General features: G+C 65.8%; 6 protein-coding genes. 5 read left to right on the forward strand and 1 reads right to left on the reverse strand.

Going from position 1 to position 14,554, the window contains the following annotated elements; all coding sequences use genetic code 11:
• Positions 1–17 precede the first annotated feature (17 nt).
• The 5 genes from EPO50_RS02965 (at position 18) to EPO50_RS02985 (ending at position 13,911) form a co-directional block, all read left to right on the forward strand.
• Positions 18–701 (forward strand): DnaA/Hda family protein, encoded by a 684-nt coding sequence (locus EPO50_RS02965; protein ID WP_296341160.1) that lies wholly within the window; start codon positions 18–20, stop codon positions 699–701.
• Positions 702–714: 13 nt separating this feature from the next.
• Positions 715–1,182, forward strand: coding sequence for a DUF2147 domain-containing protein (locus EPO50_RS02970; RefSeq protein ID WP_296341161.1), 468 nt, complete (start codon positions 715–717; stop codon positions 1,180–1,182).
• A 161-nt stretch (positions 1,183–1,343) separates the two neighbouring features.
• Complete coding sequence (locus EPO50_RS02975) at positions 1,344–2,123, forward strand: SDR family oxidoreductase (protein ID WP_296341162.1); 780 nt, start codon at positions 1,344–1,346, stop codon at positions 2,121–2,123.
• Between the two features lie 384 nt (positions 2,124–2,507).
• On the forward strand, positions 2,508–12,818 hold the full coding sequence (locus EPO50_RS02980; protein WP_296341163.1) for an autotransporter-associated beta strand repeat-containing protein: 10,311 nt from the start codon (positions 2,508–2,510) through the stop codon (positions 12,816–12,818).
• A gap of 166 nt (positions 12,819–12,984) precedes the next feature.
• The gene (locus EPO50_RS02985) at positions 12,985–13,911 is read left to right on the forward strand and encodes a hypothetical protein (RefSeq protein ID WP_296341164.1); all 927 of its coding nucleotides are present in this window, start codon (positions 12,985–12,987) and stop codon (positions 13,909–13,911) included.
• A 50-nt stretch (positions 13,912–13,961) separates the two neighbouring features.
• Here the strand turns inward: EPO50_RS02985 and EPO50_RS02990 are convergent, their stop codons facing one another.
• Complete coding sequence (locus EPO50_RS02990) at positions 13,962–14,486, reverse strand: histidine phosphatase family protein (protein ID WP_296341165.1); 525 nt, start codon at positions 14,484–14,486, stop codon at positions 13,962–13,964.
• Between the last annotated feature and the right edge of the window lie 68 nt (positions 14,487–14,554).

The raw sequence follows: 14,554 nt of genomic DNA on the forward strand, positions 1-14,554 counted from the left end.
GGCACGCCGGACCCTGCATGGCGAACCAACTCACCTTCGATCTCGCACTCCCACCGCCCACCTATGCACGCGAGGATTTCGTCGTGGCCGACGGCAATCGCGAGGCGCTGGCCTGGATCGATCGCTGGCCCGACTGGCCGGCACCGGCCTTGGCGCTGAATGGCCCCACCGGCTGCGGCAAGACCCATCTCGGCCGCATATGGGCCGCGCAGAGCGGGGCGGTGGTGATCGAGGGAACCGACCTCGATGGCAAGAGCGTCGCCGACCTCACGGACCTTGCCGCGGCGTCGCCCGCGATCGTGATCGAGGAGGCGCAGCGCGCACCGGAACGGGCTCTCTTCCATCTCTACAATCTGATGCGCGAACGGCGGGGCTCCTTGTTGCTGATCTCGCCCGAGCCGCCGGCGCGCTGGTCTATCGCCCTGCCGGACCTCGCCTCGCGGTTGCGGGCGGCACCGGCCGTCGCCGTGGCCCCGCCGGACGATGAACTCCTGGGGTCGATCATCCTGAAGCAACTGGCCGACCGGCAATTGCACGCGGGCGCGGGTGTCGTGCAGTATCTCGTGTCGCGCATGGAGCGCTCGGCCGAGGCGGCCCGTCGCGTCGTCGCAGCGCTCGACCGGCGCGCGCTGGCGGAACGGCGCGAGATCGACCGCCGGTTGGCAATCGACGTGTTGGCTGAAATCAGCGGCGCGTCGTAGGGGGAGGAAGACGATGAAGACGTTCGTACTGGCGGCCGCGTTGGGCGTGCTGGCGTCGACGGCCTCGACCGCTTCGGCGCAGCAAGGCGTGGCGGGAACGTGGCTCACCGCCTCGGGCGTGGCGCAGGTCAAGATCGGTCCTTGTCCCGATGCGGCGAGCGGGCCGATCTGCGGCTTCGTTGTCGGGCTCATCAATCCCAAGGGGCCGGACGGCAAGGTCGTCGCGCCCGATGTCGCCAACGACTACCACAACGAGAACCCCGCGCTGCGCAGCCGCAAGGTGATCGGCATGCCGCTGATCTGGGGCTTCAAGGCCACGTCCAATCCCAACAGCTTCGAGGACGGCCACATCTACAATGGCGAGAACGGCAAGACCTACAACGCCAACATCAGCCTGCAACCCGACGGCAAGCTCCGCCTGCGCGGCTATGTCGGCACGCCGATGTTCGGCGAAACGCAGATCTGGACCCGCGTGAACTGAGGCTGCTCCTTGTCATCCTGAGCAGGGCGCATTCACATGCGCCTCTAGCGAAGGATCTCATGGCGTTGGCAGCAGAGAGCACCTGTGACGTGCGGCGATGAGGTCCTTCGCAGCGCTCAGAACGACAATAAGAATCTGATTACTTTAGAGAGGAACGCGTCATGGACATGGGCATCAAAGGTCGCAAGGCGATCGTGTGTGCGGCCAGCAAGGGCCTGGGCAAGGGCTGCGCGATGGCGCTGGCAGAAGAGGGTGTCGATCTGGTGATCAACGCCCGCACCAAGTCGGAACTCGATGCGACGGCAGAAGAGATCGCCAAGAAGTTCGGCGTCAAGGTGACGGCGGTCGCCGTCGACGTGACGACGGAAGCCGGCCGCAACCAGGTGCTCGCGGCCTGCCCGGAGCCCGACATCATCGTGAACAATGCCGGCGGCCCGCCGCCGGGCAACTTCCGCGAGTGGAATCGCGACGACTGGATCAAGGCGCTCGACGCCAACATGCTGACGCCCATCGAGTTCATCAAGGCGTCGGTCGACGGCATGATGAAGCGCGGCTTCGGCCGCATCGTGAACATCACCTCAAGCTCGGTGAAGGCGCCGATCGATATCCTGGGCCTCAGCAACGGCGCCCGCTCGGGCCTCACCGGCTTCGTCGCGGGCGTCGCCCGCACGACGGTACGCCACGGCGTCACGATCAACGGCCTGCTGCCCGGGCCCTTCGATACCGACCGCCTGCGCGGCACGATGCGCGTGCGGGCGTCTAAGGCCGGGGTCGCGTTCGAGCAGGAGTATGCTGCAAGCGCGAAGGCACATCCGGCGGGCCGCTTTGGAACGGCCGAGGAGTTCGGCAAGATGTGCGCCTTCCTCTGCAGTGTCCACGCCGGCTACATGACGGGCCAGAACATCCTGATGGATGGCGGCCAGTACCCCGGTACGTACTGAGCGCCGAGGATATCCCGACGCTTTAGTTGCATCGGGCGAGACACTTTACGGTTGAAGTGCTAAAGACGCTCCCAAAGCCTGTGGTGGGGTTTGGGAGTGGTGGGAATGCGTAGCGTGAATGTGGCGCGCAAGGCGCGGCTGGCTGTTGCGTGTCTTTTGGGCGCTACGGCGCTGACCCCGTTCGGGGCGGACGCGCAGACCTGGCTGGGGGCGACCGGCCAATACACTCTCGGAAGTAACTGGACGGGAGGGTCGATGCCCGGTTCTTCCGGAACAGCGACATTCGGGGCGACGGGAACATCGACCGTTGATAACCCTACCGGGGGGAGCGTCGGTACATTCCAGTTCGACAGTCTGGCCCAAGCCTATACTTTCAACGGCAGGATGCTCTTTCGCGGCAGCGGAATCGTCAATAATTCCTCGAACGTACAGACCTTCACCGCTGCTGGCGCTGGTCTTGGTTATACATTCTGGAATTCTGCAACGGCTGGTAATGCGACATTCTCCATTTCCAGTGGCGCAGCGGTTACCTTCGGCGATACATCGAGCGCCGGCACGGCGATCATCAATCTCAACGACGGCGATGTACTTGTCACCGGTACTAATCCTGGCCCCCCGCCGGGGCCCGGCGCGACGTTGGCGAATGCGAAGGTCACGGCGAGCAATGGTTCGTCGGTACGTTTCCTGGAATACGGCAGCGGCGGACAGGCCGAAGTTACACTCGTCGGGGCCGAGAGCAGCCTGGAGATTTACCAGCTCACGAGTGCCGGTGCGGCGATTGGCTCCCTCGCCGGCACCGAGGGGGTGGTGCTCCTCGGGAACAAGCAGCTCACCGTAGGCGGCAACAACTTGTCGACGAATTACGGTGGCTTGATTACCGGGAGCGGCGGATCGATCGTCAAGGAAGGGGCCGGCAACTGGACGCTGTCGGGCTCGAACAATTACACCGGCGGCACGACGATCAACGCCGGCACGATCTCGATTGCGGCGAACGACAATCTGGGTGACACCAGCGGTGGGCTGACCTTCGGCGGCGGCATGCTGCGGACGACGGCAACGTTCGCGATGTCACGCGCGACGACGCTGAATGTTGGCGGCGGCGCCTTCGACGTGGCGAGCGCCACGACGCTCACGCACAGCGGTGCAATCAGCGGCGCGGGGCGTCTCACCAAGTCCGGTGACGGTCAGCTCATCCTGAACGGCGTCAATACCTACGAGGGCGGCACGACGATCAATGACGGCTACGTGACGGTGTCCGCGAACACCGCGCTTGGCCATGTCAACGGCGGCCTGGTGTTTAACGGCGGCACGCTGCGAACCATGGCGAACATCACGATGTCGCGCGCGACGACCCTGAATGCCGGTGGCGGCACTTTTGAGGTGGGGACCAACCTTACACATAACGGCGTGATCAGCGGCTCGGGCCGTCTCACCATGGCCTCTTCCGGTACGCTCGTCCTGACCGGCGCCAATGACTACCAGGGCGGCACGAGGATCCACGCTGGCACGATCTCGATTGCGGCAAACAACAACCTGGGCGATGCCAGCGGCGGTCTGACCTTCAGCGGCGGCGGCACGCTGCGGACGACGGCGGCGTTCATCATGTCACGCGCGACGACGCTGAATGCGGGCGGCGGCACCTTCGACGTGGCCACGATGCTCAGGCAAGACGCTGTAATCGACGGAGCCGGCGGCCTGACCAAGACCGGCGCCGGCACGCTCGTGCTGAACGGCAGCAACACATACCAGGGCGGTACGACGATCAACGCCGGCACGATCACGGTTGTGGCAAACGACAACCTGGGTAACGCCGCCGGCACACTCACCTTTGGTGGCGGCACGCTTCGGACACTTTCCACGTTTACGATGTCGCGCGAGACGACGCTGAATGCGGGTGGTGGCACTTTCGATGTGGAGCCCGGCACGACGCTCACGCAGGGGGGCGTGATCGACGGCGCAGGCGGCCTCACCAAGGCCGGCAACGGTACGCTCGTCCTGACCGGCATCAATACGTACGGGGGCGGTACGACGATCAACGCCGGCACGATCACGGTTGTGGCAAACAACAACCTGGGTAACGGTGCCGGCACGCTTTCCTTCGATGGCGGCACGCTGCATACGATCGGAAACATCGTGATGGCGCGCGCGACGACGCTGAATGCCGGCGGCGGTACCTTCGAGGTGACGACGGGCACGACGCTCTTACTGAATGATGTGATCGGCGGCGCAGGTGGCTTGACCAAGACCGGTGGCGGTACGCTCATACTTGCCGGCGTCAACACCTACCTAGGCGGCACGACGATCGACGGTGGCGCGATCTCGATTTCGAGCGATGCCAATATCGGCGCAGCCTCGGGCACCCTGACCTTTGGCGGCGGCACGCTTCAGACGACGGCGAACGTCTCGATGTCCCGCGCGACGACGCTGAATGCGGGCGGCGGAACCTTCGACGTGGCGAGCGGCACGACGCTCACGCACGACGGCGTGATCGGCGGCGCCGGCACCTTGACCAAGGCCGGCACTGGGACGCTCGTCCTGACCGCCGCCAACACCTACTGGAGTGGCACGAGGATCAACGCAGGCACGATCTCGATTGCAGGAAACAACAACCTGGGTGACGCCGGCGGGGGGCTGGTGTTCGGAGGTGGCGCACTTCAGACGACGGCAACCTTCACGCTGTCGCGTACGACGACGCTGAATACGGGCGGCACCTTCGATGTGGCGAGCGGCACGACGCTCACGCACAGCGGCATGATCAATGGAGCTGGTGGCCTGATCAAGACCGGCGCCGGTACCCTGGTGCTGACCCACGGCGCGAACAATTACCAGGGCGGCACGACGATCAATGCCGGCACGATCTCGATTGCGTCAAACAGCCCCCTGGGTTTCGGCCCCAGCTCACTCACCTTCAATGGCGGTACGCTGCAGACGACAGCAACCTTTTTGATGAGCCGCGCGACGACGCTGAATGCGGGTGGCGGCACCTTCGAGGTGGCAAGCGGTACGACGCTTATTCACAACGGCGAGATCGGCGGCACCGGCGGGCTTATCAAGACCGGTGAGGGTGACCTCAGCCTGAACTCGACCAACAGTTACCAGGGCGGCACGACGATCAATGCCGGCACGCTGTCGGTGGACGCGAATAGCAGGCTAGGCAATGCCAACGGCGGGCTGGCATTTGGCGGCGGTACGCTGCGAACGACGGCGGACATCTCGATGTCGCGCGCGACGACTCTGAATGCGGGCGGTGGCACCTTCGAGGTGGCGAGCAGCACGACGCTCATACAGAACGGCGCGATCGGCGGCGCGGGCGGCTTGACCAAGACCGGCGCCGGTACGCTCACGCTGGCCGGCGTCAACACGTACCAGGGCGGCACGACGATCAATGGCGGTACGCTGTTCGTGTCGTCGAACGACAGGTTGGGTGAGGCCACTGGCGGCCTGACGTTCGACGGCGGCACATTGATGGCGATCTCATCGTTCACGATGTCGCGCGCGACGACTCTGAATGCCGGCGGCGGCACCATCCTGGTGGCGCTCAGCCAGTCGCTCACGCAGAACGGCGTGATCGGTGGCACAGGCGGCCTGACCAAGACCGGCCTCGGTGCGCTCGTCCTGACGGCCGTCAACACCTACCAGGGCGACACGACGATCAACGCCGGCACGCTGGCGCTTTCCGGAAGCGGCAGCATCGCCTCGTCGAGCGGTCTCGACCTCGCTGCGGCGGGCACGACCTTCACCATCGAAGGCAGCAGCGGCAATCAGACCATCCAGGATCTGAGCGGTGTCGCCGGCAGCACGGTAGCGCTCGGCAATCATACACTGACCGCCGGCACGACGAATTCGACCACCTTCCGCGGCGTCATTGCCGACAACGGACTGGGAGGCGCCCTCGGCGGGTCCTTCACGAAGATCGGCAGCGGCACGCTGACGCTCGAAGGCGACAACACCTATACCGGCGCCACGACAGTCAGCGCCGGCACGCTGGCGCTGGCGAACGGCGGCAGGATTTCCGAGTCGGCCGTGGTGACGGTCGCCAGCGACGCCACCTTCGACATCAGCAACAACGTCTTCATCAACAACATCAAGACACTGGCGGGCGCCGGCACGGTCCAGCTCGGCGCCAACGTGTTGAGGATCACCGACGGCTCGACCGAGTTCTCCGGCGTGATCAAAGACGGCGGCAATTTCGGTGGCATCGAGATCCGCAACGGAACGCTTACCCTATCAGGCGCCTCGACCTTCACTGGCCCGGCGGAGCTTCGCGGCGGCGGCACCCTCGCGCTCAAAGGGGCGGGGTCGATGGTCAACGCCGGCGTCGACTTCATCGGAGGTCCGGGGACGGCGACCTTCGACATCTCCCAGACGACGTCGGGTGCTTCCATCCTCGGCCTGATCGACACCGGCTTCGACGGCGGCGTCGTTGCCCTGGGGTCGAAGGAACTCAAGATCACGGTCGGTTCGCCCTTCTTCAGCGGGGTGATCCAGGACGGCGGCATCGGCGGCGGGACGGGCGGCAGTCTCCGCATCGCAAGCCTTGCGGTCCAGGTCCTGACCGGCGTGAACACTTACACGGGCGCCACGACCATCGAGGGTAATGCCGCCCTGATTCTCGAAGGCAATGGCAGCATCGCCACGTCGAGCAGCCTCAATCTCACCGGCGCTACCGCGATCTTCGACATCGCATGCAGTTGCCTTACATCGGTGGCAGTCCAGAACCTGAGCGGTGTTGCGAACTCGGCGGTTGTCCTGGGCGATGCCAATCTGACCGTTATCTCCTCGATCGATACGACCTTCTCCGGTTTCATCATGGCGGATCCCTTCGGAGGGCCTAGCAATGGCGGGCTGGTCAAGGAGGGTACGGCCACGCTGACCCTCGGTGGCGCTAACACCTACACCGGTGGCACGACGATCAAGGCCGGCGCCATTGCGGTTTCGAGCGATGGCAATCTCGGCGACGCGAATGGCGGGGTCACGTTCGACGGTGGCGCGCTGAAGTTCCTGGCAAGCTTCGACCTGGAGAACACGCGCGCCATCGCGCTCGAACTCGGCGGCGGCACGATCGATACCAACGGCTTCAACACCATGATTGCCCAGGCGATCGGCGGCTCCGGCGGATTGACGAAGGCCGGCAGCGGCACGCTGACGCTCGCAGAGGTGAACACCTACCTCGGCGCGACGACGATCAATGCCGGTACGCTGGCACTGTCGGGCAACGGCAGTATTTCGGATTCGAGCCTGGTGACAGTGGCCAGCGGCGCGACCTTCGACATCAGCGCCAGCAGCTTCGGCTTCAACCCCATCCAGAACCTGGCCGGCAGCGGCACGGTGCAGCTCGGCAACAACGGGCTGGTGATCCGGAACGCTTCGGGCGAGTTCGGCGGCACGCTCGTCGATGGTGGTGGCTTCGGCGGCCTGCAGATCTTCGCGGGATCGATGACGCTCACCAACGTGTCGACCTACCGCAACGTCACGCAGGTCTGGGAAGGCGCCACGCTGGCATTGAAGGGGGCAGGTTCGATCGCGAACTCGCTCTACATTAGCTTTGCGCCGACAGCCGGCCATGGCACGGCCGTGTTCGATATCTCGCAGACGACGGCCGGTGCGTCGGTCCGCGGCTTGTTCGATCCTGCTGCGGGGGGGATCGGCGTCATCAACCTCGGCGGAAAGACGCTCACCATCACCAATCTCAGCGGCACCTTCAATGGCGTGCTGCAGGATGGCGGTCTCGGCGGCGGAAGCGGCGGCGGGCTGACACTGGCCGCTGGCGCGTATCAGGGCCTGGGAGGCACCAATACCTACACGGGCGCCACGACCGTCGGGGGCAATGCCACCCTGATCCTCGAAGGCGCGGGCAGCATCGCGGCGTCGAGTGGCGTCAATCTCACCGCTGCGGGCGCAACGTTCGATATCTCGGGCAGCACCATCAATCAGACCGTGAAGGATCTCACCGGCGTTGCCGGCAGCCTCGTGACGCTGGGCAGCAACACGCTCATTGCCGGCACGTCGAACTCGACCACCTTCGGCGGCGTCATCAGCGGCGGCGGCGGCTTCACCAAGCAGGGCAGCGGCACGCTCGTCTTCACCGCCAACAATGCCTATACCGGCGTGACCGCCGTCTCGGCGGGCATCCTGCAGCTCGGCAATGGTGGCACCACCGGCATGGTCGCCGGCAATGTCGTGCTGGCGAGCGGCGCCATCCTGGCCTTCAACCGCTCCGACGACATTACCTTCGGCGGTGATATCAGCGGCGACGGCGCGGTGTCCTACATGGGACCTGGCCTCGTCACCGTGACCGGCACCAGCAGCTACACTGGCGGTACGGCCATCACCGGCGGCGGCGGGGTGCAGATCGGTTCGGATGCCGCGCTGGGCGGCGCCGGGTCGATGCTGACCCTGTCCGACGGCGCAATCCAGGCGACGGCAAGCTTCACCAGCACGCGTGCGATCACCCTGGGTGCGGGTGGCGGCATCGTTGACACCAACAGCTTCGACGTCTCCCTGATGGGTGCAATCGGCGGCGGCGGGGGACTCACCAAGTCGGGCGACGGCACGCTCTTCCTCGGCGGCGTCAATACCTATAGCGGCGGCACCACGGTGTGGGGCGGCGTGCTGCTGGGCACGACGGCGAGCCTGCAGGGCAACATCGTCAACGATGCAACCGTCGGCTTCAGCCAGAGCACCAACGGCGTCTACGCCGGCAACATCTCGGGCAGCGGCAACCTGATCATAACCGGCACCGGCACGGTGACGCTCACCGGAACGAACACCTATACGGGTGGAACGATCGTGTCGGGTGGCGTGCTGCTGGGTACGACGACGAGCCTGCAGGGCAATATCATCAACAATGCCACCGTTGGCTTCGCGCAAGGCACCGATGGCGTCTATGCCGGCAACATGTCGGGCACGGGCGGCCTGATCAAGACGGGTACGGGCACGGTGATGCTCACCGGCACGAACACCTATACTGGCGGCACGCTGGTGTCGGGCGGCACGCTGGTCGGCACCGCGGAGAGCCTGCAAGGCGACATCGTGAACAATGCCGCCGTCGGCTTCGACGCGACCTCGAACGGCACCTATGCCGGCACCATGTCGGGCAGCGGCGCGCTCGCAGTCTTGGGCGCGGGCACGCTGATCCTGACGGGGAATAACACCTATACCGGTGGCACGACCATCCTGGGCGGCAGCACCCTGCAGCTCGGCAATGGCGGCACCACCGGCATGATCGCGGGCAACGTCGGCATCGAGAGTGGCGGCGTGCTGGCCTTCAACCGTTCCGACAACATCACCTTCGCAGGCAATATCAGCGGTGACGGCGCCGTTGCCTACATGGGTCCGGGCATCGTGACCCTGACGGGCGCCAACACCTACACCGGCGGCACGGCGATCGTCGGCGGCACGGTGCAGGCGGGCTCCGACAGCGCCTTCGGTGAGGCGGGCGCAATGCTGACCCTTGCCGGCGGCACGATCCAGGCGACGGCGAGCTTCACCAGCACGCGGCCAGTTACGCTTGCTGGAGGGGGCGGCACCTTCGACACCAACAGCAACGCGCTGACCCTGGCTGGCGTGATCACCGGCCCCGGAAAGCTAACAAAGACGGGTGCCGGGACGCTGATTCTGACTGCGGACAACACCTACACCGGTGGGACGGTCATCTCTGGCGGCATCCTGCAGCTCGGCAACGGTGGTACCACCGGCATGATCGCGGGCGACGTGATCAACAACGGCGTGCTGGCCTTCAACCGCTCCGACAACGTCACGTTCGCAGGCGATATCAGCGGCAGCGGCAGCATCGCCTATATGGGCCCCGGCACGGTGACGCTGACGGGCAGCAGCACCTATACCGGTGGCACGGCGATCAGCGGCGGCACGGTGCAGGCCGGTTCCGACAGCGCCTTCGGTGCGGCAGGCACGACGCTGACCTTGGTCGGCGGCACGCTGCAGGCGACGGCAAGCTTCACCATCGCACGGCCGATCACGCTGACGACGCCCGGCGGCACGTTCGACACCAATGGCAATACGCTCACCCTGCAGGGCGCGATCTCCGGCACCGGAGGATTGACCAAGACGGGCGCCGGAACGCTCGTTCTCGCTGGCACCAACAGCTACAGCGGCGGTACGACGGTAACGGCCGGTATCCTGCAGGGCACGACGTCGAGCCTGCAGGGCAACATCACCAACAATGCTACGGTGGTGTTCAGCCAAAGCACGGGCGGCACTTACGCCGGCAGCATGTCCGGCACAGGCGGGCTCTCTATAACCGGCGCAGGCAATGTGACGCTGACCGGCACCAACAGCTACAGCGGCGGCACGACGGTGTCGGGCGGCACGCTGACCGGCACGACGTCGAGCCTGCAGGGCAACATCCTGAACAACGCCGCGGTGGTATTCGACCAGAGCACCGATGGCACCTACGGTGGTGCTATGTCAGGAACCGGCGGGCTCACCTTGACCGGCCCGGGCAACGTGACCTTGACCGGCGCCAACACCTATAGCGGCGGCACGACGGTGTCGGGCGGCACGCTCACCGGCACGACGACGAGTCTCCAAGGCAACATCCTGAACAACGCCGCGGTGGTGTTCGGCCAGAGCACGGACGGGACCTACAGTGGTGCAATGTCGGGCACGGGCGGCCTCACCAAGAACGGTGCCGGCAACCTCACGCTGACCGGCGCCAATACCTATAGCGGCGGCACGACGGTGTCGGGTGGCGTGCTGCTGGGTACGACGACGAGCCTGCAGGGCAACATCGTCAACAATGCTGCGGTGGTGTTCGGCCAGAGCACGGACGGGACCTACAGTGGTGCAATGTCGGGCACGGGCGGCCTCACCAAGAACGGTGCCGGCAACCTCACGCTGACCGGCACGAACACCTACACCGGCGGTACAATGGTGTCGGGCGGCACTCTCACGGGCACGACGTCGAGCCTGCAGGGCAACATCGTCAACAATGCGGCCCTGGTGTTCGACCAGAGCACGAATGGGACCTATGCCGGTGCGATCACGGGCACGGGCAGCCTGACCAAGACCGGTACAGGCCTGCTGAGCCTCACGGGCAACAATGTCGTGGGCGGCGGCACGACGGTATCGGCTGGCGTGCTGGCGGTGAACGGCAGCCTGACCAGCAACGTCGTGGTCGGGACCGGCGGCATGATCGGCGGCAGTGGCACGATCATCGGCCAGCTCACCAGCACCAACGGCACCGTGGCGCCCGGCAACTCAATCGGGACGCTGAACGTCACCGGCAACTTCGTGCAGAACGGCGGTATCTACCAGGTCGAGGCCAACAGCGGCGGCCAGAACGACAAGATCGTCGCCACCGGCACGGCCACGCTCGGCGGCGGAGCGACGGTGCAGGTGCTGGCGGCCTCGGGCACCTACCAGCGCAACACGACCTACACCATCGTCACCGCTACGGGCGGCCTCACCGGCACCTACAGCGGTGTGACCAGCAATCTCGCCTTCCTGACGCCCAGCCTCAGCTACGATGCCAACAACGTCTATCTGCTGCTGGCCCAGACGGCGAACGCCTTCGCCGCCGGCGCGCAGACTCTCAACCAGTTCGCCGTCGGTACGGCGCTCGATATCGCCTCGCCGACGGCGACCGGCGACTTCAACACGGTGCTGAACGCGTTGGCCGGGCTCAACACCCAGCAGGGGCCGGCCGCGCTCGATGCGATCAGCGGCCAGCCCTATACCGGGTTCGGCACGGTGAACGTCGGCGCCTCGCTGGTGTTCATGAATGCCTTGGGCCAGCAGGTGGCACAGGCGCGCAACGGAGGACCCGGCACCACGCGCGTGGCGCTGGCGGAGGCCTGCGTGGTCGCCTGCGATAGCCAGGGCCTGCCGAAATGGGGAGCCTGGATCAGCGGCCTGGGCGGCTTCGGCAGCGTCGGCGGCAACACCAATGCCGGCACGCTCACCTACAATCTCGGCGGCGGCGCCGTGGGCGTCGACTATCGCCTCGACCCGCGCTTCCTGGTGGGCCTGGCCGTCGGCTACTCGAGCGGCCGGCAATGGGTGAACGGCTTCATGGGTAACGGCAACGCCGACAATTACAGCGCCGCGCTCTATGCCTCGTTCAACCAGGGTGGCCTCTACGTCGATGCGCTGGCGGGCTACGCCTACAGCGACAACCGCCTGCAGCGGGTCATGGCGATCCCGGGCCTGGCCACCCGCATCGCCAGCGGCCAGACGGGCGCCAACCAGTTTCTGGGTCAGATCGAGGCGGGCTACCGGATCGGCCTCCTCGAAGCGGCGCAGGCGACGATCACGCCCTTCGCGCGCTTCCAGACCGTGGCGGTGTCGCAGAATGCCTTCAACGAGTCCGGTGCTCAGTCGCTGAACCTCAGCGTGACGCAGCAGAACACGACCTCGGTGCGCACGATCATTGGTGCGGATCTCGGCGCCAACATCCCGGTGGGCATGGAGCGTCCGCTGGGGGTCACGATCCGGCTGGGCTGGGCGCATGAATATGCCGACACGGCGCGGCCGATGACGGCGGCCTTTGCCGGTGCCCCGGCCGTACCCTTCACCGTCTACGGCGCCCAGCCTCTGCGCGACGCGGCGGTGGTCGGCCTCGGTCTCAACGCGCAGATTGGCGCCTCGACCTCGATCTATGCCCGCTACGACGGCGAGATCACCGGCCGCGACGACACCCACTCCCTCTCCGCCGGATTCCGGATGACCTGGTAGCAGCGGTGGGCGGCTGGATGCGTCGCTTGGTGTCGCGCAACGCCTAGGCCCACAGAGGCGGCGTATCTCCAATCGATTCGCCACTGATCATCGCGTCCTGAAGCATGGTCGCACGTGGAGCTAGAACCTCCTGGATAATGCAACTGTAGTAACAGTGGTTGTTTCGATGCGTTCGCTCTTCCGACGTCGGCTGCTGGCCGGCGTGCTTGTTCCTGCCACGTTTTTTCCTGCCGCGCTCCGCCCGGCCGGTGCGGTGGTCATTCTCGACAGCACTTGGCACGCCGAAGGCGGCGGGCCCGGCCGCGAAAGCGAAGGCTTCGTCGCCCACGAGGCGCTAGCCCGCCAACTGCAGTTCGCCAGCGTCATGGCGCTGTCGGACGATGACGGAGAGACATGGGACGAGGCATCGGGCACTTGGATCGGCAATATGCCGGGCCCGAGTGGAGCGAGCGAAGGTGTGGTGCTGACTTCGGGGCATAATTTCGAACCCGGCGAAGGCGCCGACAATTATCTCTATCGCAGCGCCGGCGGCACGGTGCGGCGCGGCGTGCGCCTGGATACCCATCCCTTCTACAACCGCAGCAACGACGAGCGCAGCGGCTTCGATGCCGCCATCGTACGCCTCGACGGGCCGCTGACGGACGCCGGCCCACCGCCGGCGCTCTATGCCGGCCGCGACGAACTGGGCAAGCAGATCGTCATGGTGGGCTACGGCATGCGCGGTATCGGCTCGGTAGGTGAGAACGACATCTACAACAACTCGTCCGGCCGGGCAGCGGCCGCTACCAACGTGATCGACGCGTTGATGGACGCCATCGTGCCGCCGCCGCGGGGCAGCGATGGTGGCAACTGGCTGCAGGTGACGCTCCGGCGCGAGAGCGAGGGTGCGGGTCGTCTCGACGGGTTGCTGGGATCCGGCGACAGCGGCGGTTCAGCCTGGATGCGAAGCGAACGGTTCGGCTGGGTGATCGTGGGCATCAATGCCAACGGCACCGGCAAGGCGACTTACGGCGAGCATTCGGAATTTGCTCGTGTCTCGGGCCTACGAGACTGGATCCTTCGGCTGGCACCGGGCGCACGGTTCGTGGGGTAGTAAGAGGGAACGGCCCTGTGCAATCGATTGCACGAATGATCGGAGTGGGCTCAACTCCTGTCCAGATCGCGGGGCCTGACAAAGGCCAGAAGTTCGCAGGCGCCCGGAGCCAGGGCGCTCCAGAGGCCATTGGCGAAGCGTAACGTCGCCAGTGCGCCGGTCGGATATTTTTCGCGCAGCTGCCCCAACGCCGGCTCACGTCCAGTGCCCGCCAGGGTGCCGGCAAGCTGGCCGATTCCATCATTGTGGCCGATCAGCAGGACGGTCTGCACAACCTCCGCCAGCGCCTGCAATCGTTCGAGCAGCGCATCCTCCGAGGCGAGGTAGAGTTCCTTCTCCAGGGATATCGGTGGGGCGGGGAGGCCCAATGCCTTCACCAACGGCGCCAGGGTCTGGCGTGTCCGCATGGCCGTCGAGCAGAGGATCAGGTCGGGGCGAGGGCCTTTGGCCGCCAGATGGTCGGCCAGAATATCGGCGGCCCGCTCACCGCGCCGGTTCAAAGGACGGTCGTGGTCGTTCTGGGCGGCACTGTCCCAGGACGATTTCGCATGGCGCAGGAGGAGAACTGTCTTCATGCGATCCGCCCAGGAAAATCTTTTCAGAACAACGCATTACGGAATTGCCATGACATGGTCATGTGGAG

Origin of the sequence: Reyranella sp., assembly GCF_004297405.1 — a bacterium.
In the GTDB taxonomy this organism is placed as follows: domain Bacteria; phylum Pseudomonadota; class Alphaproteobacteria; order Reyranellales; family Reyranellaceae; genus Reyranella.